This is a genomic window from Mycobacterium sp. RTGN6 (assembly GCF_033804605.1).
GTDB lineage: Bacteria > Actinomycetota > Actinomycetes > Mycobacteriales > Mycobacteriaceae > Mycobacterium.
Map to the genome: position 1 here is coordinate 149,166 of NZ_JAPZKZ010000007.1, position 24,095 is coordinate 173,260.

The 24,095-nt window shown below is 66.5% G+C and carries 22 protein-coding genes; 4 read left to right on the forward strand and 18 right to left on the reverse strand.

The window, feature by feature from the left end:
* The first annotated feature begins 4 nt into the window (after window positions 1–4).
* Together SLQ33_RS18545 and mtr are read left to right on the forward strand one after the other, a co-directional pair.
* Complete coding sequence (locus SLQ33_RS18545) at window positions 5–1,033, forward strand: alpha/beta hydrolase (RefSeq protein WP_319455327.1); 1,029 nt, start codon at window positions 5–7, stop codon at window positions 1,031–1,033.
* A 5-nt stretch (window positions 1,034–1,038) separates the two neighbouring features.
* Window positions 1,039–2,436: a mycothione reductase gene (gene mtr / locus SLQ33_RS18550; protein ID WP_319455328.1), complete on the forward strand. Its 1,398-nt coding sequence runs from the start codon at window positions 1,039–1,041 to the stop codon at window positions 2,434–2,436.
* A 30-nt stretch (window positions 2,437–2,466) separates the two neighbouring features.
* Here mtr and SLQ33_RS18555 read toward each other — a convergent pair whose 3' ends face one another.
* From SLQ33_RS18555 to SLQ33_RS18605, 11 genes are read right to left on the reverse strand one after another with little or no spacing between them, the layout of a single operon-like run.
* The gene (locus tag SLQ33_RS18555; RefSeq protein WP_319455329.1) at window positions 2,467–3,570 is read right to left on the reverse strand and encodes a HoxN/HupN/NixA family nickel/cobalt transporter; all 1,104 of its coding nucleotides are present in this window, start codon (window positions 3,568–3,570) and stop codon (window positions 2,467–2,469) included.
* 59 nt (window positions 3,571–3,629) lie between these two features.
* Window positions 3,630–3,956 carry a metalloregulator ArsR/SmtB family transcription factor gene (locus SLQ33_RS18560; RefSeq protein ID WP_319455330.1) on the reverse strand — a complete coding sequence of 109 codons (327 nt, stop codon included), beginning with the start codon at window positions 3,954–3,956 and terminating at the stop codon, window positions 3,630–3,632.
* A 9-nt stretch (window positions 3,957–3,965) separates the two neighbouring features.
* The gene (gene hutI / locus SLQ33_RS18565; protein ID WP_319455331.1) at window positions 3,966–5,135 is read right to left on the reverse strand and encodes an imidazolonepropionase; all 1,170 of its coding nucleotides are present in this window, start codon (window positions 5,133–5,135) and stop codon (window positions 3,966–3,968) included.
* Window positions 5,132–6,523: a formimidoylglutamate deiminase gene (locus tag SLQ33_RS18570; protein WP_319455332.1), complete on the reverse strand. Its 1,392-nt coding sequence runs from the start codon at window positions 6,521–6,523 to the stop codon at window positions 5,132–5,134. The genes hutI and SLQ33_RS18570 overlap by 4 nt, the downstream gene beginning before the upstream one ends.
* Window positions 6,520–7,746: an allantoate amidohydrolase gene (locus SLQ33_RS18575; protein ID WP_319455333.1), complete on the reverse strand. Its 1,227-nt coding sequence runs from the start codon at window positions 7,744–7,746 to the stop codon at window positions 6,520–6,522. Before SLQ33_RS18575 ends, SLQ33_RS18570 begins: the two co-directional genes overlap by 4 nt.
* Complete coding sequence (hutU, locus tag SLQ33_RS18580) at window positions 7,743–9,410, reverse strand: urocanate hydratase (RefSeq protein WP_319455334.1); 1,668 nt, start codon at window positions 9,408–9,410, stop codon at window positions 7,743–7,745. Before hutU ends, SLQ33_RS18575 begins: the two co-directional genes overlap by 4 nt.
* Window positions 9,411–9,438: 28 nt before the next feature.
* Complete coding sequence (locus tag SLQ33_RS18585) at window positions 9,439–10,362, reverse strand: ABC transporter substrate-binding protein (protein WP_319455335.1); 924 nt, start codon at window positions 10,360–10,362, stop codon at window positions 9,439–9,441.
* Window positions 10,359–11,093, reverse strand: a complete 735-nt coding sequence (locus tag SLQ33_RS18590) for an ABC transporter permease (RefSeq protein ID WP_319455336.1) — start codon at window positions 11,091–11,093, stop codon at window positions 10,359–10,361. Before SLQ33_RS18590 ends, SLQ33_RS18585 begins: the two co-directional genes overlap by 4 nt.
* Window positions 11,090–11,734 carry an ABC transporter permease gene (locus SLQ33_RS18595; RefSeq protein ID WP_319455337.1) on the reverse strand — a complete coding sequence of 215 codons (645 nt, stop codon included), beginning with the start codon at window positions 11,732–11,734 and terminating at the stop codon, window positions 11,090–11,092. The genes SLQ33_RS18590 and SLQ33_RS18595 overlap by 4 nt, the downstream gene beginning before the upstream one ends.
* Window positions 11,731–12,855 (reverse strand): ABC transporter ATP-binding protein, encoded by a 1,125-nt coding sequence (locus SLQ33_RS18600; protein ID WP_319455338.1) that lies wholly within the window; start codon window positions 12,853–12,855, stop codon window positions 11,731–11,733. The genes SLQ33_RS18595 and SLQ33_RS18600 overlap by 4 nt, the downstream gene beginning before the upstream one ends.
* Window positions 12,852–13,532, reverse strand: a complete 681-nt coding sequence (locus SLQ33_RS18605; protein WP_319455339.1) for an IclR family transcriptional regulator — start codon at window positions 13,530–13,532, stop codon at window positions 12,852–12,854. The genes SLQ33_RS18600 and SLQ33_RS18605 overlap by 4 nt, the downstream gene beginning before the upstream one ends.
* A gap of 165 nt (window positions 13,533–13,697) precedes the next feature.
* On the opposite strand from SLQ33_RS18605, the gene SLQ33_RS18610 reads away from it, so the two are divergent.
* Window positions 13,698–15,143, forward strand: a complete 1,446-nt coding sequence (locus SLQ33_RS18610; RefSeq protein ID WP_319455340.1) for an aromatic amino acid lyase — start codon at window positions 13,698–13,700, stop codon at window positions 15,141–15,143.
* 5 nt (window positions 15,144–15,148) lie between these two features.
* On the opposite strand, the gene hutH is transcribed toward SLQ33_RS18610, so the two are convergent.
* The 6 genes from hutH to SLQ33_RS18640 are packed head-to-tail and all read right to left on the reverse strand — an operon-like array spanning window position 15,149 to window position 21,672.
* A complete protein-coding gene (gene hutH, locus SLQ33_RS18615; RefSeq protein ID WP_319455341.1) occupies window positions 15,149–16,693 on the reverse strand; it encodes a histidine ammonia-lyase in 1,545 nt (514 codons plus the stop codon).
* Between the two features lie 29 nt (window positions 16,694–16,722).
* Window positions 16,723–17,442 (reverse strand): FadR/GntR family transcriptional regulator, encoded by a 720-nt coding sequence (locus tag SLQ33_RS18620; protein ID WP_319455342.1) that lies wholly within the window; start codon window positions 17,440–17,442, stop codon window positions 16,723–16,725.
* Window positions 17,443–17,446: 4 nt separating this feature from the next.
* Window positions 17,447–18,220, reverse strand: a complete 774-nt coding sequence (locus SLQ33_RS18625) for a 3-oxoacyl-ACP reductase (protein ID WP_319455343.1) — start codon at window positions 18,218–18,220, stop codon at window positions 17,447–17,449.
* A gap of 2 nt (window positions 18,221–18,222) precedes the next feature.
* Window positions 18,223–19,581: an aldehyde dehydrogenase family protein gene (locus tag SLQ33_RS18630; RefSeq protein ID WP_413467667.1), complete on the reverse strand. Its 1,359-nt coding sequence runs from the start codon at window positions 19,579–19,581 to the stop codon at window positions 18,223–18,225.
* 2 nt (window positions 19,582–19,583) lie between these two features.
* Window positions 19,584–20,330 (reverse strand): gamma-glutamyl-gamma-aminobutyrate hydrolase family protein, encoded by a 747-nt coding sequence (locus SLQ33_RS18635; protein ID WP_319455345.1) that lies wholly within the window; start codon window positions 20,328–20,330, stop codon window positions 19,584–19,586.
* Window positions 20,311–21,672, reverse strand: a complete 1,362-nt coding sequence (locus SLQ33_RS18640; protein ID WP_319455551.1) for a glutamine synthetase family protein — start codon at window positions 21,670–21,672, stop codon at window positions 20,311–20,313. The genes SLQ33_RS18635 and SLQ33_RS18640 overlap by 20 nt, the downstream gene beginning before the upstream one ends.
* A gap of 194 nt (window positions 21,673–21,866) precedes the next feature.
* Here SLQ33_RS18640 and SLQ33_RS18645 point away from each other — a divergent pair, with 194 nt between their 5' ends.
* A complete protein-coding gene (locus SLQ33_RS18645) occupies window positions 21,867–23,444 on the forward strand; it encodes an amino acid permease (RefSeq protein ID WP_319455346.1) in 1,578 nt (525 codons plus the stop codon).
* A 24-nt stretch (window positions 23,445–23,468) separates the two neighbouring features.
* On the opposite strand, the gene SLQ33_RS18650 is transcribed toward SLQ33_RS18645, so the two are convergent.
* Window positions 23,469–24,032, reverse strand: coding sequence for an alpha/beta hydrolase (locus SLQ33_RS18650; protein ID WP_319455347.1), 564 nt, complete (start codon window positions 24,030–24,032; stop codon window positions 23,469–23,471).
* Window positions 24,033–24,095: the final 63 nt, after the last annotated feature.

Here is a 24,095-nt window from a genome sequence, read left to right on the forward strand (position 1 = left end):
CCAGGTGACCTCGAGGCAGGCCGGGTGGGAGCCCGACGTGCTGCCCGGGTACTGGCAGCGCACCCTCCCGCTTGGCCCGGATCCCCACGGCGAGGGCGACCTCGTCGCGACGCTGGTGCGCCGGGGCGAAGCCGGCCGCGTGCAGCATGCGGTGGTGGCCCTGCACGGCTACACCGACTACTTCTTCAACACCGAGTTGGCGGATCACTTCGCCGCGCGCGGATTCGCCTTCTACGCCCTGGATCTGCACAAGTGCGGCCGGTCCCGCCAGGAGGGCCAGACCCCGCACTTCACCACCGACCTGGCCAACTACGACGCCGAGTTGGCGCGTGCGCTGGCCGTCGTCGCCGAGGACACTGGCGACGCGCGGGTCTGCATGTACGGCCACTCGGCGGGCGGATTGGTCGCCACGTTGTGGCTCGATCGAGCGCGCAAGCAGGCGGCGTCCGCCGTGACGAACGTCGGCGGGCTGGTGCTGAACAGCCCGTTCTTCGACCTGCCTGGTCCGGCGATCCTGCGGACCGTGCCCACCTCGGCGGCGCTCATCGCGTTGGGCAGATGGCGCAAGCTGCACGTGGTTCGCAAGCCGACCGAAGGCGGCTACGGCACCACGCTGCACCGCGACTACGCCGGCGACTTCGACTACAACCTCGACTGGAAACCGCTCGGTGGGTTCCCCGTCACGTTCGGGTGGATCAACGCGATCCGGCGCGGACACGCGAGGCTGCACCGCGGCCTCGACGTCGGAGTGCCCAACATGATTTTGCGGTCCGATCACAGCGTGCGCGAGGCCCCCAACCCGGAGGCCATCCAGCGCGGCGACGCCGTCCTCGACGTCAACCAGATCGCCCGGTGGGCAGGCTGTGTCGGGAATCGCACCACCATCGCGCCCATCGTCGACGCCAAACACGACGTGTTCTTGTCGCTACCGGAGCCGCGGGCGGCCGCCTACCGCGAACTCGACGCGTGGCTGGACTACTACTTGACCTTGCACCCCAACGCGACCAACGCGGCGCGGACCGAACGGAGCTGACGGGCGTGGAGCACTTCGACCTGACGATCATCGGGACCGGATCGGGAAATAGCATCCCGGACCCCTCGGTCGACGCCCGGTACGGCGACATGCGGATCGCGATCTGCGAGCAGGGCACGTTCGGGGGTACCTGCCTCAACGTCGGGTGCATTCCGACCAAGATGTTCGTCTACGCCGCGGAAGTCGCCGAAACCATCAAGGCGAGTTCGCGATTCGGCATCGACTCGACCATCGACAAGGTGCGTTGGCCCGACATCGTTGCGCGAGTGTTCGACCGTATCGACCCAATCGCCGCTGGCGGCGAGCAGTACAAGCGCGGGCTGCCCAACGTGGCTGTGTACGCAAGCCACACCCGGTTCGGTCCCAACCAGCCCGACGGCCGCTACACGTTGCGCACCGACGCCGGGGACCAGTTCACGTCCGACAAGGTCGTGATCGCCGCCGGTTCGCGCATCCGCATTCCGCCGGCGATCACCGAATGCGGTGTCGCATACGAGACCAGCGACACCATCATGCGGATCCCCGCGCTCCCGGAGCATCTGGTGATCGTCGGCGGTGGCTTCGTGGCAGCGGAGTTCGCGCACGTCTTCTCCTCGCTCGGAGTACACATCTCGATCGTCGTGCGCGGCGCCGGGTTGCTCACCCACTGCGACGAGTCGATCTGCTATCCCTTCACCGAGCTCGCGGCCGACAAGTGGGACCTGCACACGCACGAGAACGTCGTCGGGTCACACCAGGACGGCGAGAAGATCGTGCTCGAACTCGACGACGGCAAGACGCTGTCGGCCGACATGCTGCTGGTGGCCACCGGCCGCATTGCGAACGGGGACCTGCTCGACGCCGAGCTTGCCAGGGTCGAGGTGGACGCCGACGGCATGGTGGTGGTCGACGAGTTCCAGCGCACCACGGCCCGCGGGATCTACGCGCTCGGGGACGTGTCGTCGGCTTACCAGCTCAAGCACGTCGCGAACCACGAGATGCGTGTGGTCCGGCATAACTTGCTCATCGACTGGGACGACACCGCGGCGATGGTGGCCTCCGATCACCGGTTCGTGCCGTCGGCGGTGTTCACGGACCCTCAGATCGCGACGGTTGGGCTCACCGAGGAGGAGGCCAGAGCGGCCGGATACGACGTCTCGGTGAAGGTGCAGAACTACGGCGACACCGCCTACGGCTGGGCGATGGAGGACCAGACCGGCATCGCCAAGGTGATCGGCGACCGGGCCACCGGCAAGATCCTAGGCGCGCACTTCATGGGCTACCAGGCGTCGTCGCTCATCCAGCCCATCATTCAAGCGATGAGCTTCGGGCAGACCGCCAAAGAGGTTGCGCACGGCCAGTATTGGATCCACCCGGCACTGTCGGAGGTCGTCGAGAACGCGCTGCTGGGCCTCGAGGACTAGCGGGCTGCCGGGGCTTCGAGGACTAGCGCGTCACTCGACGGCGGCGGTCCAGCGGTCTTCGACCCGCCCGAAGCGCCACACCGCCAGCGCGATCAACCAGGCGGCCACGAACAACCCGACGATCATGAAGCCAACGAACTCCAGGTCCAGCGATCCGATCGCCGCGATCGGCCCGGAATCGATGCCGAGGCGGTCAGCGAGCAGACCCGCGAGCACGATGATGCCGATGACCAGCGCGACGATCACGGACAGCACCGTCACCGTCAGGTTGTAGTAGACCTTGCGGACCGGGTGCAAGAACGCCCACCCGTAGGCCCGCGCCATGAAGATTCCGTCGAGCGCGTCGAACAGGCTCATGCCCGCCGCGAAGAGCACGGGCAACACCAGGATCGCGTACCAGGGCAGCGTGAAGGCGGCCGCCCCGGCGGCGAGCACCAGAAGGGCGACTTGCGTCGCGGTGTCGAAGCCGAGTCCCATCAGCAGCCCGACCGGGTAGAGGTGCCAGGGCTTGTTGACGCGCCGCATGACCCGCCCGAGCAGTCGGGCTAGGAACCCGCGCTGCGACAGTTGCCGTTCGAGTTCGGCCTCGTCGAGCTCGCCGGTGCGCATCTGGCGGAACACCTTCGCGATGCCGACGGCGGCGAACAAGTTGGTCAAGCCGATCAGGATGAGGAACGTTCCGGCGACGAGTGACCCGATCAATCCGAGCGTCTGCAACATCGGCGAGCCCTCGTCCTGCACGGGGCCGACGAGCGCCCGCACGCCGATGGCCAGCAGGAACGCCAGGCCGAACACCACGCTGGAGTGGCCGAGCGAGAACCAGAATCCGGCGGACAGCGACCGGGTGCCCTCTCCGACCAGCTTGCGGGTGGTGTTGTCGATCACCGCGATGTGGTCGGCGTCGAAGGCGTGCCGAACGCCCAACAGGTAGGCAGTGACGCCGAGGCCGATTCCGAACACACCCGCCGATCCGAGGGTGATGTGTTGGGGCGCAACGCCGAAGATCAGCACACCCCACCCGAACAGGTGCAGAAAGAGGACCACGGCACCGATCACCACGATCGACGTCCAGTCGGTCCGGTCGAAGCGGGGGGGCTTGGCGTCGGGTTCGGTGGCAGTGAACGAGGCGCTCATTCGGCCAACCGTATGCCCTCCGGAAACATCTGTCTAGCTGTTCAGATGTTCAGTCGTGCTCAGCTGTGCCGGGCACCGATCCAATGCAAGAGGTCGTGCACGATCTCGTCGTCGAGCCGGTAGTTCACCGTCCGACCCACCCGGGTGCTCGTCACCCAGCCCTGCTGACGCAGCACCCGCAGGGCCTGGGACACGGCATTTTCCGAGCGGCCCAGCGCAGCGGCCAGATCACCAACGCAGATACCCGGTGCCCTGTGCAGGCCTAGCAGGATCTCCAGCCGATTGGGATCGGACAGCAAATCGAAGCGCTGCGTCCAGCCGGTGGTGTCGACGTCGGCAAGCGCCGACGACGCACGTCGTACCACCGCCTGGTCACCGGGCTCCATACCTGCAATTTAGTCCACGGGTCGTCCGCCGAGCACGACATCGCGCACTAGCGGAACCCCGGGCCGGTAGGCCAGATGGACGTACGAGGGCGCATCGAGGCGAACGAAGTCGGCACGCTTGCCCGGGGCCAGCGCACCAATGTCGGCTCGTCGAAGGGCAGCGGCACCGCCGGCGGTCGCTGCCCACAACGCCTCGGCCGGGGTGAACTTCATGTCTCTGACGGCCACCGCGACGCAAAACGACATGCTGGTGGTGAACGAACTCCCAGGGTTGCAGTCGGTCGCGATCGCGACGGTGGCGCCGGCGTCGATCATGCGACGGGCGTCCGGCCAGGGCGCCCGGGTCGAGAATTCGGCTCCGGGCAGCAGCGTCGCAACCGTGGAGCCGGCCGCCAATGCGTCGATGTCCTCGTCGGAGACGTACGTGCAGTGATCCACCGATGCCGCCCCGAGCTCCACCGCCAGCCGAATCCCCGCGCTTGGTCCGAGCTGCCCGGCGTGCACGCGCAGTTGCAGTCCAGCGGCCGCACCGGCGGACAGGATGACGCGTGACTCGTCGACGTCGAACGCTCCGCGGTCGCAGAACACGTCGATCCATCGGGCGAACGGGGCACACGCGGCGAGCATCGGGCCGGTGACGAGCTCGACGTAGCCCTCGCGGTTGTCGCGGAACTCGGCGGGCACCACGTGGGCACCGAGAAACGTTGTTTCATCGGTGAATTGACGAGCCACGGCCAACGACCGCGCCTCGTCGGCCACGGTTAGGCCGTACCCACTCTTCGTTTCGAAGGTGGTCACCCCTGCACTGAGCAGTTCGCCGGCCAGCCGCTTGACCCCAGCGGTCAGCGTCGCGTCGTCGGCGGCGCGCGTGGCCGCCACGGTTGTCGCGATTCCGCCAGCTTCATAGGGTTCGCCGCTCATCCGGGCCGCGAACTCGGCTGACCGTTCGCCGGCGAACACCAAGTGGGCGTGGCTGTCGACGAAGCCGGGAATGACGCTCGAGCCTCCCCAGTCGACCCGCTCATCGGCGGCCGGTGCATCGGCCCGGCGACCCACCCATTCGATCGTGTCGCCTGCGACCAGCACCGCACCGTCGGAGACGATGCCAAGTGCGGTGCCATCGCCCTGGGTCGGATCATTGGTGACCAGTTCGGCGATACCCGTGTACAGCGTGCTCATGGATTGGCCTGCAACGCTTCTGGTGCAACGTCCATCAGGTCGCAGATGGCGGAGCGCAAGTCGGCGGCTACGTCGACGCGGACGTGGCGGCGGTTCGCCACGACGACCCGCCCGTCGATCACCACGTCGGTCACGTCTGCGGCCGATGCTGCGAACACCACCGTCTCCGGCGTCGCGTCACCTCCCGCGGTGCGTATCGAGTTCAGGTCGACGGCCACTAGATCCGCTCGATGGCCGACCCGGAACTGCCCCGCATCAGTCCACCCGAGCGCGTGCTGTCCGCCGACGGTCGCGGCGTGCAGCAGCGTCGGCGCCCCGATGATGCCGCGCTCCTGGCGCGCAAGCCGCTCATCGAGTTCGACGGCGCGGGCCTCCTCGAACAAGTCGATCACGGCGTGGCTGTCGGATCCGAGGCTGAACACGCCCTTCGTATCGAGAAGCGCAGGCGCCGGGCCGATTCCGTCGCCCAAGTCGCGCTCGGTGGTCGGGCAGAAGCACACCCCCGTCGCGGTGTCGTCCAAGTCGCCGATGTCTTGAGGGGTCAAGTGCGTGGCATGCACGGCGGTGGCCCGTGGTCCGAGCACACCTGCATCGCGCAGGACCGCCGTTGGGGTACGCCCATGCGCGGCAATGCACTGGTCGATTTCGGCTTGCTGTTCCGACGAGTGGACGTGCAGGGGCGTCTGGTGGGCCTCCGCCCATTCGACGACGGCGGGCATCTCGGCGACCGGGACCCCGCGCACGGAATGCAACGCCGCGCCGACGAGCACGTCCGGCCCCGATCGCGGGGCCGTTTGCACCTGCTGGTGCAGCGCCTCGACACGCTCGGACCAGCCCGCTCCGCTGCCGTCCCCGAAGCGTTGTTGAGCACCGTCGTTCAACGGCGTCCCGTCGGGAGCCGAACTGAGATAGCAGGTATCGAGCAACGTCAGGCGCAGGCCCGCCTCGGCAGCACCGTCGATCAGCGCGTGCCCCATCGCATTCGGGTCGGAATACCGACGGCCGCCAGCGTCGTGATGCAGGTAGTGGAACTCGCCGACCGAGGTGATTCCGGCAAGTGCCATCTCGGCGTAGACACCACGAGCCAACTGTCGGTAGCGGTCCGGATCGAGTCGGTCCGCCGCACGGTACATCAGCGCCCGCCAGGTCCAGAACGATCCCCGATCGCGTTCCGTCCGTGCCCTCAGCGCGCGGTGAAAGGCATGCGAATGTGCATTGCCCATCCCGGGTATCACCAAGCCGTACAGGCGATTCGACGTGGCGGCCGGGGCAGCGTTGGACCGTAGCGACGCAATCCGGCCGTCGACCACGGAAATCAGCACCCCGGAATCGACGGTATCCCCGCCGAGCCAGGCGTGCTCGCACCACCAGGTCGCGGCGGTCGTCATCGCGAAACCCAGTCGGCCATGACGTCGGCCAACGCCACCGCGCCTTGATTGCAGTCGTCGGGCTCGGCGTGTTCCTCGGGTGAGTGCGAAACGCCGGTCGGGTTGCGGACGAACAGCATCGCGGTCGGCACTTTGGCGGAGAGAATGCCTGCGTCGTGGCCGGCCTGGGTGGGCAGGACCGGGATGTCGCCGAGGCGGGCCAGCGCCCGCTGCAGGCGTGCGCGCGGCGCTTCGGGGAATTCCACAATGGGAGTGATGGATTCGGCTGTCACCTGCAGGTCGATACCGTCCTGGGTAGCGTGACCGCGCGCTTCGGCGCTGATCTGATCGACCAGCGCGGTCAGTGTCGCCTCGTCGGCCGCGCGGGCATCGAGCCAGGCCCGAATCCGCGATGGTATCGCGTTGGCTCCGTTGGGTGAGACGAGGACCTTCCCGAACGTGGCGACCGCCTTGTGCCGCGCGGCCGCGGTGCGCGCCGAGTGCACCGACGATGCAAACGCAAGCATCGGGTCGTGGCGGTCGACCAAACGCGTCGTGCCGGCGTGGTTCGCCGCACCACAGAAGGTGAACTCCCAACGCCCGTGGGGCCAGATCGAGGAAGCCACCGCGATCGGGCGGTCGACGAGATCGAGCGCACGGCCCTGCTCGACGTGGAGTTCGACGTACACGCCGACGCGGTCGGTCAGGGTGTCGTCGACACCGAGGCGCTCCGGGTTGCGCCCGGCGCGGGTGAGCGCCTCGGCGAGCGTGATGCCGTCGATGTCACGAAGCCCGCGGGCCCGGTCGGCGCTCAGCGCACCGGTCGACAGCTGCGACCCCACGCAGGCGACACCGAACCGTGCGCCCTCCTCGTCGGAGAACGCGGTGACGGCCACCGGGACCTTCGGATTCACACCTCGTTCACGCAGGATGTCGATTGCGGCGAAGGCGGACACGACACCGAGCGGCCCGTCGAACGCTCCCCCGTCGGGCACCGAATCCAGATGGGAGCCAGTGACGAAGGCGTTCCGCGGGTCGCCGGTCCATCCCGGCGGCATCCACCAGGCCCACAGGTTCCCGTTGCGGTCCTCCTCGACGTCCATTCCCCGCTCATCGGCGCAGCCGCGAAACCATTCGCGCAGCGTCAGGTCCGCATCGGACCAGGCGAACCGGCGATAGCCCCGGGTGTCCTTGTCCTGGCCGACGTCGAGGATGGCGGTCCACAGTGAATCGAATGCCGTCATTCGGTCTCCTGCATGGGAATTCGCACCCCCCGTTCGGCGGCGACCGCGATGGCGTGCTCGTATCCGGCGTCGGCGTGCCGGATGACGCCCATGCCGGGGTCGTTGGTCAGCACGCGTTCCAGCTTCTGGGCCGCCAGCGCGGTGCCGTCGGCGACGGAGACCTGGCCGGCGTGGATGGACCGGCCCATGCCGACGCCGCCACCGTGATGGATCGATACCCAGGTGGCACCGGAGGCGGTGCTCAGCAGTGCGTTGAGCAGCGGCCAGTCGGCGATCGCGTCCGAGCCGTCGATCATGGCTTCGGTTTCGCGGTACGGCGAGGCCACCGAACCCGAGTCGAGATGATCGCGGCCGATGACGATCGGAGCCGACACCTCACCGGAGGCGACCATCTCGTTGAACTTCAAACCCGCACGGTGTCGTTCGCCGTAGCCGAGCCAGCAGATGCGCGCTGGGAGCCCTTCGAACTCGACCCGCTCACCGGCCATGGTGATCCACCTCCGCAGGTGCTCGTTGTCGGGGAAGAGTTCGAGGATCGCCTTGTCGGTGGCGGCAATGTCCTTGGGGTCGCCGGACAGGGCGGCCCACCGGAACGGACCGAGGCCCTCCTCGAACTGCGGGCGAATGTAGGCGGGCACGAAGCCGGGGAAGTCGAATGCCCGGTCGTAACCGGCCTTTCGGGCCTCGTCGCGGATCGAGTTGCCGTAATCGAAGACCTCGGCGCCCTTGTCCAGGAATCCGACCATGGCGGCGACCTGCTTGGCCATCGATTCCTGAGCCTGCTCGGTGAAGTAGGCGGGGTCCTTCTCCGACATCTTCTTCATGTCGTCGAAGTCGATGCCAATGGGCAGGTAGGACAGCGGGTCGTGCGCAGACGTCTGGTCGGTGACGATGTCGATGGGCGCACCTCGTTCGAGCAACGCCGGAAACAGCTCCGCCGCGTTGCCGACCACGCCGATGGACAATGGCCGCTTAGCATCTCGCGCCTCAATGGCCAGAGCGACAGCGTCGTCGAGATCCTTGGCCTTGACGTCGAGATAGCGCTTGGCGATACGACGGTCGATGCGGGTGGCATCCACGTCGACGCAGATCGCGACACCGTCGTTCATGGTGACCGCCAGTGGCTGCGCGCCACCCATGCCGCCAACACCACCGGTGAGCGTGATGGTGCCGGCCAGGGTGCCACCGAACCGCTTCTTGGCGATCGCCCCGAAGGTTTCATAAGTGCCCTGCAGGATGCCCTGGGTGCCGATGTAGATCCATGATCCGGCCGTCATCTGGCCATACATGGTGAGCCCTTCGGCCTCCAGCTTGCGGAACTGCTCCCAGTTGGCCCAGTCGCCCACCAGGTTGGAGTTCGCGATCAGCACACGTGGCGCCCAGACGTTGGTCCGGAAGACCCCGACCGGCTTGCCGGACTGCACCAGCATGGTCTCGTCGTCTTCGAGACCGCGCAGCGTGCGAACGAGTGCATCAAAGGCGGGCCAGCTGCGCGCGGCTCGCCCGGTGCCACCGTAGACGACGAGCTCATCGGGATGCTCGGCGACTTCGGGGTCGAGATTGTTCATCAACATGCGCAGGACGGCTTCCTGTTGCCAACCCTTGCAAGAGATTTCGGTTCCGCGCGCAGCACGGACGGGACGGGGACCAGCGATTGTTGCCATGAGCGATGAAATCCTTAACGAGTGGTGCTTACTGTGCGCCGAGGCCTGCGCCGGCGAGCCACTTCTTGGCGATGTCGGAGAGGTTGGTGCCCTTGGCGGCTTCGGCATTCATCGAAATGAGGTCGGCGGTGGTCAGCTTCGCCGACACGTCGTCGAGCGTCTTGGTGACCGTGTCGTTCTGCTTGGCCGCCTTGATCAACGGCACTACGTTCTCGGCGGCGAACAACGACTTGTCGTCCTCGAGGGCGACGAGGTTGTTCGCAACGAGACCGGGGTCGGTGCTGAACAGATCTCCGGCTTGAATCTGACCGTTGGTCAGCGCCGTCATCGTCAGGGTGCCACCGGCGTCGAGCGGAACGAACTCCTTGAAGTTGAGCCCGTACACGTCACGGAGGCCGACCACGCCGTTGACCCGGGTCTTCCATTCCGGCGGTCCGCCGAGCACGAGTTCACCGGCGACCGGCGCGAGGTCCGAGATCTTCGTCAGCTTGTACTTGTCGGCGGTGGCCTTCGTCACCGCCAAGACGTCCTTGTCCTCCGCGGACGACGGCGTCAACATCGCGATCCCCTCCGGCAGCTTGGTCGCGAGCTCGGCCTGCACCGCGTCGGTCGTCGAGGCGGTCGACTTTTCGTCGAGGTACTTCAGTAGCGCACCGGAATACTCCGGAACCAGATCGATCGACCCGTCCTTGAGGGCCGCGATGTAGACCTCTCGGCTTCCGATGTTGAACTGTTCCTTGACTTCCACGCCTTTGGCCTGCAACGCCTGGGAGTAGATGCTTCCGATCAGCTGACTCTCGGTGAAGTCGGCGGAGCCGACGATGATTTGCGAACCCGAGGATCCGCTGTCGTTCCCGCCTCCAGAGAGCGGGTCACCGCCGCCACCACCACATGCGGACAGCGCGAGTATCGACGCGACGGCCAGGGCTGAGCGGATTGCGTTCTTCTTCATGATGCTTCTCCTACTGGTGTTGGGACGGTAGTGGCGACTGGTGACGTGGACTTGGACGCGGCGCGCCGCAACCCGGGCGAGATGATGAACCGGCCCAGCCCGGCAAAGCCGAACTCGAGCACGATGGCGAGGATCGCGACGAGCACAGCACCACCAGCCATTTCGCTGAAGTTCGCCGTCGCCCGGCCATCGAGAATGAACCGGCCGAGCCCCTGAAGTCCGAGGTACGCCGCGATGGTGGCGGTCGAAATGATCTGCAGCGTCGAGCTTCTGACCCCGGAGATCAACAGAGGCAACGCACACGGAAGTTGGACGCGCAACAGGATCTGACGCTTGGTGAACCCCATGCCGCGGGCCGCTCCCACCGCGTCCGGATCGGCGCTCTGAATGCCGGCGTACGTTCCGGTGAGAATCGGTGGAACGGCCAGGAGCACGAGCACAACGATGGTCGGCAGCACGTACACGGTCTTCCCGGTGACGACCGGCGCGATGATCAGGAAGAGCAGCACCAGCAGCCCCAGCGACGGCAACGCGCGCAAGGCGTTCGCCAACCCGGCGATCAGGGCTTCACCCCTTCCCGTGTAGCCGATGACGATTCCAAGTGGGACCGCGATGGCCAATGCGGCCAACAGCGCGATCACCGAGTACAGCAGGTGGTAGCCGATTTGGCTGGGGATGCCACCCGTACCCGTCCAGTTCGCCGGATCGGTGAACCAACCGAGAATGTTCACGACGTCACCGTCCTTTGCCGCCAAGGGGTTAGCAGCTTGTTCAACCAGATGATCAAGCCGTCGAAGACGACCGCGAGCACCACGCACAGGACGATCCCCGTGACGAGCGGAACGTACAGCCGAAGTTGAAACCCTTGCGTGAATAGCGATCCCAGCTGCGGGATGCCAAGCAGGGCTGCCATGGTGACGATGCTGACGTTGGACACGACCGCAACGCGCAGGCCCGCCGCAATCACGGGTACCGCGACGGGAAGCTCCACCAGGATCAGTCGCTGCCAGCCGCGATATCCCATCGCTTCAGCGGCCGCCACGGTGTCGTGCGGCACCGAGCTCAGCCCGTCGGCGACGACTCGCACCAGCAGCGCCAAAGTGTAAAGAGTAAGCGCGACAACGATGTTGATCGGATCGAGGATCTTGGTACCGAGCACTGCCGGCAGCAGGATGAACAACGCCAGAGACGGAATGGTGTAGAGCAGGCTGGTGGTGCCGACGATGGCCGCGTAACCGCGCCCCGAACGGTGGGCCCACCACCCGAGCGGTAACGCAAGGATGAGCCCGACGACCGTCGGTACCAGGGTCAGCCAGACGTGACTGATGGTGAGCTCGACGATGCGATCGATGTTGGACGAGATCCAGTTCATGCCGATTCGACCTCCCGCTGGGCAGACCTCGCGTCCTTGGCGCGTCTGATGGCGTCGATGACGTCGTGGTCGGTGGCGGTGCCGAGCAACACTCCGGACTCATCGGTGACCACACATCGCCCGCTGGGACTCGACAGCGCCGAGTTGAGTAGGTCTCGCAACGGAGCGCCCCGGCGCGCCGAGGTGGCACACAGGTTGACGTCGCTGGCTACGACCTGATCGCCACGCACGGTCGGGGTTTCGACCCAGCCGATCGGCGCATTGTTGGCGTCGACCGCCAGGATCCAGCGTCCGGACACCGCCGGAATCGTCGAAACCGCCTGGCCCACGGTGATGGTCGGCTCGTCCGTGAGCGTGAGCAGCTCATCCGAAGTGTGGAAACCGAGCGCCCGATAGCCTCGCGCGGAGCCGACGAAGTCGGCCACGAACACGTCATTCGGCGCCGCCAGCAGCTCGGCAGGAGTCGACGCCTGGGCCAGCGTTCCGCCCTCACGTAGCACCACGACCTGATCGCCAAGCTTGAGGGCTTCGTCGATGTCGTGCGTGACCATGACGATCGTCTTGGAAATGTCGGCTTGCAGGCGTAGAAACTCGTCCTGCAGCTGACTGCGAACTATGGGGTCGACGGCGCTGAACGGTTCGTCCATCAGCAGGAATGGCGGATCCGTTGCGAGCGCACGCGCGACTCCGACGCGCTGCTGTTGGCCACCGGAGAGTTGCCACGGATAGCGGCTGGCGAACTTCGCGTCGAGACCGACACGCTCCAGGAGTTCCATTGCCGCCGAACGCGTTTCCTTCTTGCCGCCGCCGAGCAATCGCGGCAAGGCGGCCACGTTGTCGACGACGGTGCGATGGGGAAACAAGCCGGCATTCTGGATGACGTAGCCGATTCTGCGGCGAAGCGTGACCCGGTCGAGGCTCTGGGTGTCGACACCGTCGAGTTCTATGGTCCCCGAACTCGGCTCGATCAGACGGTTGATCATGCGCATCGAGGTCGTCTTTCCACAGCCAGACGGACCGACCAGGGTGGTGATCTTGCCGTTGGGCGCCGAAAGGGTGAGTTTGTCGACGGCGACGGTGCCGTCGGGATACACCTTGGAGACGTTGTCGAATGTGATCATGACTGTCCTTGTGGCAGGCTGGATTTCGGAGAACTACTCAATCGGGCGGAGACGTCCGCCGTAGCGGTGACCAACATCCGGCCGTAGCGCTTCGCTTGCGAAGCGGTGAGCCGGTAACTCGGAATGACCAGGCTCAGCGCGGCGACGATTCGAGCCTGGGAATACACGGGGCAGGAGATCGCGGTGACGTCGGTCTCGACGCCGCGCTCAACGACGACATAGCCTTCGTCGGGGACCTTGCCCCGAAGCGCGTGGCCCGCCGCTGACGTGTCCAGCGGTACGGTGCGACCGACCCAGCTGGCGTGCCGGACCGAGTGCGTGCCCTCGACGATGCTGATGTACAGCGCGGTCGACGCGTGCCCTTCGACGCTGAGGTAGACGGACTCACCGGTCTCGGTGGCAAGCTCCTCCATCGCCGCCCCGGACAGGTCGATCAACGACTCGTCACTCAGTGCTTGGGCGCCGAGTTGGATGATGCGACTTCCGGGCCGATAGATGCCTGACTCGTCCTTGCTGACGAAGCCGGTGCTTTCGAGTGTGCGCAGCAGCCGCAGCGCGGTGCTTGGTGCAAGGTCGCAGTCCCTGGCGCTGTCGACGAGATTCGCGCCGCCGCGCTCGCAGATGGTCGCGAGCAAGGCAAGTGCTCGTTCGACAGTCCTGGTAGACGGTTCGGCCACCGTGACCTCCTTTCGTCGAGTCGGAATCTACGACCTCGACGTTTCAGGCAACGCACTCCATGTTTCCGTCAGATGAAATTCAGTTTCCGTCTAGTGGAAACATGGATCTTCGGTGATGATAGAGCCTGTCGCTCCCGCGCGATAGAGAAACCGAGGAGAAACTTCATGATCGTGCTGAACGGGACGGGCAGGATCGCCGACGTCGTCGCGCTCGCAGACCGGCGCGATCAGGTATCGGTAGCGCCGACGATCCTCGAGGCCGTCGCGCGCGTATACGAGCAGGCGGCCGAGCTCAGCACCCGATTCGCCACCTACGGCCGCACCACCGGAGTAGGCGCGAATCGCAGCACCCCGGTGCTGGCCAGTGACGAGGACTACGGGATGCGCCTGCTGCGCAGCCACGCGGCCGACGCCGGCGATCCACTCGACAACAGGACGGTTCGCGCGATGCTCGCGGTGCGACTCGTTCAACTGTGTGTGGCCGGAGCGGGGCTGGATCCGCGGATCCTGGGCGGGCTCGAGCGGATGCTCAACGATGACACCGTGCCGGAGCTGCTCCACTACGCATCGATCGGCACCGGTGACCTGGCGGCGCTCGCCGGAACCGCGCTGACGTTGATCGGCGAGCGGCCGGCCACGGGCCCGTTGACGCCGATGGAGCCCTGGGGGGCGGACAGCGCGCTGCCCTTCATGAGCAGCAGCGCACTGACCGTCGGCCGTAGTTGCCTCGCAGTGGCCGAACTGGCCAGACTCGAACGCGCATCGAGCGTGATCTACATGCTCAGCTTCCTCGCGCTCGACGGCAACCCGTCGGCGTTCTCGGCGGCAGCCGCACGGGCCGCGGCCGCGCCGCAGGTGGATGCGGTCGCTTCCCGATTGCGGTCGTTGTTCACCGACGCCGGGCGGCCCGATCACATCCCGGCACGCATCCAGGATCCGTACGGGCTGCGGGTCTACCCGGTCGCCCAGGCAAGTGTCGTCGCAACGCTGAATTCGCTTGTCGGGCAGCTGGAGCGGACGCTGAACACGGCGCAGGAGAATCCGCTGTTCGACCCCGAGGGTGACCAAGTGGTCCACCACGGCGCCTTCTACCAGGCGTCGTTGTCGCTCGAATTGGACGGCACCACCCTGGCGATGGCCTTGACCGCACCGATCACCCATTCCCGAATCCGAATGCTCAACGACCCGGAGACCAACGGCGGCAATGCCTTTCTGGCCGCCGCCCAGGACGGATCGTCCGGCCTGATGATGGTCGAATACGTCGCCGCGGGTGCGATCGCCGAAATCCGCGCGGCGGCGCAACCCGCGTCGGTCGGCACGCTCGTGCTGTCGAGGGGTATGGAGGAGGACGCCACTTTCGCCTCCCAGAGTGCGCTTCAACTCGAACGTTCGGTGGCGGCCTACCGGGTCCTGTTGTGCTGCGAACTGGTCGGGGCGGTACGCCTGCTGCGGCAACGTGGTCTGCACGACCGCTTCACAGGTGTCGCCGGCCAGGCCGTCGCGCTGGCCGCGAACCTGCCGTGGGACGACGACGACCGGGATCTCCGTGGCGACCTCGCGGCAGCGGGGGCGCTGCTCGACGACCTCGGCAGGCTGCTACCCGATGACTGACAACGTCACGCCAGTGGGCCGGTAACCGATTCGGCGGCTGCGACGAGTGCTCCGTCGCGCGCGAGCTCGAAGACCGCTTCGATTTCGGGGGCGAGGTGGCGGTCGGCGCCTGGGCCTGCCACCCGGGTACGCACGGCCTCCACGACGGCGCCGGTCGCCGGCGCCGGCGCCAGGGGCGCGCGCATGTCGATTCCCCGTGCCGCCGTGAGGACTTCGATGGCGAGCACGCGGGTGAGTCCGTCGATCGCCTTGCGGAGCTTGCGCGCCGCCGACCAGCCCATCGATACGTGGTCCTCCTGCATCGCCGAGGACGGAATGGAATCGACGCTCGCGGGTGCGGCCAATCGCTTGAGCTCCGAAACGATCGCGGCCTGGGTGTACTGGGCGATCATGTGGCCGCTATCGACACCGGGGTCGTCGGCGAGGAACGGGTTGAGCCCATGGCTGCGCGACGCGTCGAGGAATCGGTCTGTGCGCCGCTCACTGATGCTCGCCAGATCGGCGACCACGATGGCGAGGAAGTCGAGCACGTAGGCGACGGGCGCCCCGTGGAAGTTTCCGTTCGATTCGACCCGCCCGTCGAGGGTGACGACGGGGTTGTCGATGACGCTGGCCAGTTCCCAATTCGCGACGTTGCGGGCGTGCACCACCGTGTCGCGGGCGGCCCCTGCGACTTGAGGTGCGCACCGCAGCGAATACGCGTCCTGGACCAGGGTGCAGTCGGGCCCACTGTGGCTCGCGACGATGGGCGAATTGGCGAGGATCCGCAACATGTTCGCGGCCGCGACGGCCTGACCCGGTTGTGGCCGCAGCGCCTGGAGGTCTGGTGCGAAGACCTTGTCGGTGCCGAGCAGGCCCTCGACGCTCATCGCCGCCGACACGTCGGCCAGCACGAGCAGCCGATCGAGATCCGTCAGCGCCAACGCCAGCTGACCAAGCATGCCGTCGGTGCCGTTGATGAGTGCCAGGCCCTCCTTCTCGGCCAGCACGACCGGGGCGAGGCCGTGGGCGGCCAGCGCGTCCGCGGACGGGACGAGCTCACCGGCAGTGGTGCGGACGTGCCCCTCCCCCATGACCGCGAGTGCGACGTGAGCCAGCGGCGCCAGATCGCCGGAACAGCCGAGGCTGCCGTACTCGTGGACCACCGGTGTCAGGCCCGCGGACAGCAGCTTCGCATATGCCCCGGCGACTTCGGGCCGTATCCCGGTTCGACCGGTGGCCAGGGTCGACAATCGCAGGAGCATCATCGCGCGGACGACTTCCCGTTCGACCTCGGGCCCGGATCCGGCCGCGTGGGAGCGAATCAGGCTGCGTTGCAGCTTGGTTCGGAGCGCAGGGGGGATCTGGCGAGTGGCAAGCGCGCCGAAGCCGGTGGAAATTCCGTACGCAGGCGCGGGATCGTCGGCTAGCGCCTCGATGCGGGCGCGACTCGCGGCCATCGCAGCGAGGGCATCGTCCGCAAGCTCGACCGGGGCGTTCTCACGAGCCACGCGTACGACGTCGTGGACGGTAACGGGCGCGATGCCAAGGACAACGGGTGCGGGATTCACGAGGCAAGGCTCCAACTGTCGAGGGTCAACTAATCCAAGAATCCGTGCAGGAGGGCGGCGGAACCCCACACGTGGGCGGTCATCGATTCGGCGGCGCTGTCACCGTCACCGGCGAGAATCGCCATCACGATGGCTTCGTGCTGCTCGTCGGAGTGGGCGATGTTCCTTGGCAGCAGGGGAATGTGGTCGAGCATCTCGTTGAGGCGCATGCGGTTCTGGGCGACCATTTGCACCAGTGATGGGACGCCAGCCGCCTCGGCGATCGCCAGGTGCAGCCGCGAGTCGAGCCGTCGGTAGTCGTCGGTCGGCGTGCCGCGCACGTCGACCAACTTGGCCCACAGCGCCTCCCGCTCGGCCGCAGTCAGCGTCCGGCCCGCCGCCATCCGCGCGGCACCCACTTCGAGGATCTCCCGCAGCCGCAGCGCATCGTCGATATCGGCACGGCTGAACCGAATCCCGTCCGCACTGGGCGCAGGCAGTGCGTCGGCCAAGAAGGTTCCGCCATAGCGACCCCGGCGCGAAACCAGGTAGCCAGCCTCGGCGAGTGACTTGATCGCCTCGCGGACCGTATCGCGACTGACCCCGAGCCGGGTGGCGAGTTCCCTTTCCGGAGGTAGGGATTCACCCGGCGCCAGGAGGCCCAGTTTGATGGTCTCCAGCAGCCGGCCGACGGTGTCCTCGAAGGCGTTGCCGAGCCGCACCGGACGCAGCAAAGCCTCAGAGGTCGGCTGCGGGTCCGGCTCGGTCATGACGTTAGAGCGGTGTCACGTAGTGGCCGGTGATGCCGCCGTCGACCAGGAACGTCGACCCGGTGATGAACGAGGCGTCGTCGCTGGCCAGGAAGGCGACCGCGGCGGCCAATTCCTCGGGTTCGGCGAACCGCCCGATCGGCACGTGCACGAGGCGTCGCGCGGCGCGCTCCGGATCCTTCGCGAAGAGCTCCTGCAGCAGTGGGGTGTTCACGGGGCCGGGGCAGAGCGCGTTGACACGAATGCCCTGGCGCGCGTACTGGATTCCGAGTTCCCGCGACATCGCGAGCACGCCGCCCTTGGACGCTGTGTATGAGATCTGCGATGTCGCCGATCCGTTCACCGCCACGAACGACGCGGTGTTGACGATCGAACCCTTCTGCGCGGGCACCATGTGGCGCAGTGCGGCCTTACAGCAGAAGAACACCGACTTGAGGTTGATGTCCTGGACACGGTCCCACGCATCGATCCCGGTGACCTCGATCAGGTCGTCCTCGGGAGGGCTGATGCCGGCGTTGTTGAAGGCGATGTCGACGCCACCGTGCACCTCGACCGCGGTGTCGAACAATCGATCAACCGCAACCGGATCCGAGACGTCGACCTGAACGAAGGTCACGTTCAGGTCGTCCGCGACCGACTGGCCGGTGGTCGGATCCACGTCCCCGATGACGACGATGGCGCCTTCGGCTTGCATGCGCTTGACCGTTGCCAATCCGATGCCGCTCGCGCCGCCGGTGACGACGGCGACCTTGTCCTTCAGCCGCTGGCTCAGATCCATGTCTAGTTCTCTCCGATCGCAAAGAAGACGTTCTTGGTTTCCGTGAAGTGCAGCGGAGCATCCGGACCGAGTTCGCGTCCCAGTCCGGACTGCTTGAAGCCACCGAATGGCGTGGTGTAACGCACCGAGGAGTGCGAATTCACCGACAGATTCCCGGATTCCACGGCGCGCGACACCCGCAGCGCACGGGACAGGTTATCGGTCCATATCGAACCGGACAGCCCGTAGGCGGAGTCGTTGGCCAGCGCGATGGCGTCGGCCTCGTCATCGAACGGCAGCACCGTGACGACGGGCCCGAAGATCTCCTCGGTGACGGTGCGATCGGTGCGCTCGGGAGTGAGCACGGTGGGTGGGAACCAGTAGCCCGGCCCGGTGGGTGCGGACCCACGGAAGGCGACGGGCGCGTCGTCGGGCACGTACGCGGCGACCGACTCCCAGTGCGGCTTGGACACCAACGGTCCCATCTCGGTTCCCTTGACCGTGGGATCGCCTACCACCACGCCCTTGACCGCGGGTTCGAGCAACTCCATGAATCGTTCGTAGACGTTGCGCTGCACCAGGATCCGGCTGCGCGCGCAGCAGTCCTGGCCAGAGTTGTCGAACACGCCGTATGGCGCCGTCGCGGCGGCCTTCTCGAGGTCGCAGTCGTCGAACACGACGTTGGCGCTCTTGCCCCCGAGTTCGAGGGTCACCCGCTTCACCTGCGCAGCCGCACCGGCCATGACGCGGGTGCCGACCTCCGTCGAGCCGGTGAAGACGATCTTGCGGACGTCAGGATGGGTGACGAAGCGCTCGCCGATCACCGAGCCTCGGCCCGGCAGCACCTGGAACAGGTCGGGGTCGAGTCCGGACTCGACGGCCAACTCGCCCAACCGAATCGTGGTCAGCGGCGTCCATTCCGCCGGTTTGACCAGCACCGCGTTGCCCGCGGCGAGCGCGGGCGCGAACCCCCAAGAGGCGATCGTCATCGGGAAGTTCCACGGCGTGATGACGCCCACGACGCCCAGCGGCTCGTGGAACGTGACGTCGAGGCCGCCCGCCACCGGGATCTGCTTGCCCGCCATCCGTTCCGGGCTCGCCGAGTAGAACTGCAGCACGTCCCGGACGTGGCCGGCCTCCCACTCCGCATTGCCGATCGGGTGACCCGAGTTCGCCACCTCCAGCGCCGCGAGTTCGTCGACGTGTTCGCCGACGATCGCCGCGAACGCACGCAGTGCGCCCGCTCGCTCGGCCGGAGCGAGCTTGGCCCAACGCTTCTGGGCCGCGCCTGCGCGCGCGACGGCGTCGTCGACCGCTCCGACGTCGAGGTGGTCGATGGTGCGGATCACCTCTTCGGTCGCCGGATTGATCAGGGTCGTCATACTCACGCGGTCACTCTTTCTGTTGCATGGGTGCGCGCCGCGTCCACCACTGCGGCGAAGAGGCGCAGGTCGTCGAGTCGTTCCTCGGGATGCCATTGCACGGCCAACGTGAAGTTCGCCCCAGGCATTTCGACGGCTTCGATGACACCGTCGGCGCTATCCTGCGCGCTGATGATCAGACCTTGGCCCAGCTGGTCGATCGCCTGGTGGTGATAGCACTGCGCATCGGTGGACTCGCCGATCAAGGCCGCAAGCCGCGTACCCGGCACCGTACGAATGCCCGACGTGGTGAACACCGCGTTGCCCGCCTGATGTTTGGTGTGGCCCAGCACATTCGGTAGATGCTGATGCAGCGTCCCGCCAAGCGCGACGTTGAGCACCTGGGCGCCGCGACAGATGCCCAGCACCGGCAGCCCCCTGGCCAACGCGCCACGCACCAGGGCGAACTCGAACGCGTCACGGTCACCGGCCGGTTCGTCGGTGGTGGGGTCCCGATCCTGGCCGTAGGCAGCGGGGTCGACGTCGCGCCCACCGGTCAGCACCAACCCGTCGAGGCCGTCGAGCACCCGCCCGGCGATCGCTTGATCGACCGGCTGCGGGGGAAGCAATGTCGCGATGCCGCCGGCCCGGGTGACGCCCTCGACGTACATCGCGGGCAGGAAGCTGGCCCTCACGTCCCATATGCCGGTCTGCGCTTGCTGAAGGTAGGTCGTCAGGCCGATGACGGGGCTAAAGGCGTTCGAAGCCACGGCGCCTCTCCCAATCGGTGATCGACGAGTTGAACGCGTCGAGTTCGACGCGGGCGTAGTTCAGGTAGTGATCGACGACGTCGTCGCCGAAGGCCTCCCTGGCCACGGCCGAACCCTTGAACAAGGCGGTCGCCTCGGCCAGGGTCGTCGGAAGTCGTTCGGCGCCACTGGTATAGGCGTTGCCCTCAAGCGCATCCGGCAGCTCGAGCCCCTGATCGATGCCGTAGAGCCCGCCCGCGATGAGTGCCGCGACGGCCAGGTACTGGTTGACGTCACCACCCGGCGCCCGGCACTCCATGCGCATGCCGTGCCCGTGTCCGACCACCCGCAGTGAGCAGGTGCGGTTGTCCAGCCCCCACGCGACGGCGGTCGGGGCGAAGCTCCCGTCGACGAACCGCTTGTAGGAGTTGATGTTCGGCGCGTAGAAGAGGGTGAATTCGCGCATCGTGGCGAGCTGGCCTGCGATGAAGCTGCGGAACATCTTGGACATGCCGAGCGGATCGGAATCGTCGGCGAACACCGCAGTCCCGTCGGTCCCGCGGAACGAGATGTGGATGTGACAGCTGTTGCCTTCGCGCTCATCGAATTTCGCCATGAAGGTCAGGCTCTTGCCGTGCTGGTCGGCGATCTCCTTGGCGCCGTTCTTGTAGATGGTGTGGTTGTCACACGTCACCAGGGCGTCGTCGTAGCGGAATCCGATCTCCTGCTGACCGAGGTTGCACTCCCCCTTGACGCCCTCGCAGTACAGGCCGGCGCCTTCCATCCCGATGCGGATGTCGCGCAGCAATGGCTCCATGCGCGTCGACGCCAGCATCGCGTAGTCGATGTTGTAGTCGGTGCCGGGCGTCAGATTGCGGTAGTCGGCCTTCCAGGCATCGCGGTAGGTGGTGTCGAACACCATGAACTCGAGCTCGGTGGCCGCGACCGCACCCATGCCGCGTTCGGCGAGCCGGTCGAGCTGCGCGCGCAGGATGCCGCGCGGCGCCTGCGTGACGGGCTTGCCGTCGGTCCATGACAGATCGGCCATGACGAGCGCGCTGCCCGGCAGCCACGGCAGCAGCCGCAGCGTGGAGAAGTCGGGTGTCATGACCATGTCGCCGTATCCGGTCGCCCAACTCGAGATCGAATAACCGTCGACGGTGTTCATGTCGACGTCGACGGCGAGCAGGTAGTTGCAGCACTCGGCGCCGTGCGCGGCGACGTCATCGACGAAGAGCCGGGCCGATATGCGTTTGCCGGTCAATCGGCCCTGCATGTCCGTGAACGCCACGATCACGGTGTCTACGTCTCCTGCGGCGACAAGGCGCTCCAATTCGGTTTGCGACAACATCCCTTGCCGCATCCCTCGCGGACTCGCGGATCCTGCGTTCACAGGGCCTCCCTTGTCAGACATGTCGAAAAGTCAACCATTGGAGCTCGCGCCAACCGTCGATCCGGACCCACATTTACACAACTGTCACTGCCAAAGGTAGGACACCAGACCTTTGGCATTCTATTGTCCCTCTAGACCGGGGGGCCGCCGATAAGGAGAACACCGTGCCAGAGGGTCACGAAACACTCACCGAAGACGAAAGACACCTTGCCTCGCTGGGCTACACCCAGGAGCTGAACCGCTCTTGGTCCGGGTTCAGCAACTTCGCGATCTCGTTCTCGATCATCTCGATCCTGGCGGGCTGCTTCACGTCGTTCGGCCTCGGCTGGAACAACGGTGGACCGGCCGCGATCGCGTGGGGCTGGCCCATCGTGTCGGTCTTCATCCTGATCATCGGGCTATGCATGTCGGAGCTGGTCTCCGCGTACCCGACGTCTGGCGGCATCTACTGGTGGGCGAGCAAGCTCGGCGGAGCCAAGGCCGGCTTCTACACCGGCTGGCTGAACCTGATCGGCCTGATCGCCATCCTGGCGTCGGTGGCCTACGGCTGCGCGACGTTCCTGGACCTCACGCTGGGCACGTTCAGCGAGACTTGGCTGGCCGGGTACAGCCTGACCAGGACGTTCATCCTGTTCGTGATCATTCTCGCGATCTCGGCGCTCATCAACATCTTCTCGTCGCACCTGCTGGCCGTCATCAACAACATCTCGGTGTGGTGGCACGTCGCGGGCGCCGCGGCCGTCATCCTGATCCTGTTCCTGCTGCCCGAGCAGCACGCCAGCTTCGGTGACGTGTTCGCCAAGACCATCAACAACAGCGGAATGTTCGGCGGTGAGATGTCGGGGATCGGCGTGCTGCTGTTCGTGCTGCCGATCTCGGCGATCCTGACGCAGTACACGATCACCGGCTACGACGCGTCCGCCCACTTGTCGGAGGAGACCATGAGCGCCGCCGACGGAGCGGCCAAGGGCATCTGGCGGTCCATCTTCTATTCGGCGATCGGTGGCTGGATTCTGCTGCTGTCGTTCCTGTTCGCCGTCAACGACTCCGATGCGGTGTCGAAGGGCGGCGGCGCCGTCGTCGGGATCTTCAACCAGGCGCTCGACTCCCAGTGGGTTGCCGTCATCCTGTTGATCTCGACGGCGGGCCAGTTCTTCTGCACCACCGCGTGCCAGACCAGCGCGTCGCGCATGCTGTTCGCGTTCAGCCGGGACCGCGCCGTTCCGGGCCACCAGCTGTGGTCGAAGGTGAGCCAGCACAAGATTCCCGCCAACGGCGTGATCATCACCGCGGTGCTCGCGGCGACCATCACCCTGCCCGCGCTGGTCGAAGTCGACATCAACGGTGCACCGGTACCGATCGCGTTCTTCGCCGTCGTCTCGATCGGCGTCGTCGGGCTGTACCTGTGCTTCGCCGTACCGATCTACTACCGCTGGAAGGCCGGCGATTCCTTTCCGGTCGGCAAGTGGAACCTTCGCGGCCACCACAAGTGGATGGCGCCGGTCGCGATCGTCGAGATCGTCATCACCTCGATCATTGCGATGTTCCCAACGTCATCCGGCGGCGTGCCGTGGGGCGACGCCTTCGAGTGGAAGTTCGTCAACTACACCCCGCTGCTCGTCGGCGGCGTGCTGATCCTTCTGTATATCTACTGGCACGTGTCGGTGAAGAAGTGGTTCACCGGCCCCATCAAGCAGGTCGAGCTCACCGAGTCGGGCGAGGAAATCATCCTCGAGAACTGAACCCGTGGCAGCAGGCCGCCGAGGTCACCAGGTGCTGGTACGCAGCACGATCTCGGCGGCCAACTGCGCAGTGGACTCCTGCGCGTTGCGCCGGCCGAGTAGCTCGACCACTCGGTAGTCGCCGTAGACGTAGCGCTGGCTGGCCTTCGCGACGGCGCGGGCCGCAGGCGTGCTGACCAGCGCCGTGGTGTTGACCTCCACTGGCGGGCAGTGGTCGTCGCGCACGATCCCGGCCTGGTCGGCGACGCACGGGTGCCCGCGGTCGATGACGACCAGCCCGATGAAGCGGTCCAGCCTGGTGGCCGCCAGTTCCCAGGCCAGCTCGCCGCCGACGCGGTCGCCGACCAGCAGCGCCCAGCGGACATCCAGCGTGTCGAGGATTCCGACGACCGCCTTGGCGCTCAGCCGCGGATCGGGGCCGATGACTACAGTCCGCAGCGACGCGGTGTGGAGCCGCTGACAGACGGCGTCGTACGCGGCCGGACTCTGCTGCGCCGCGGCGAGCAGCACAACGACCGACCCCTTGTCGGGGCCCGACACGTCGATGGTCGCCGGGAACCCGTCGACGGTGACCATGGTCGAAGGCATTGAGCCACGTTAGCGCCCATGATCAGCTTCGGTACCGGTTTTCGGTCGTATCCGACCCCGAGT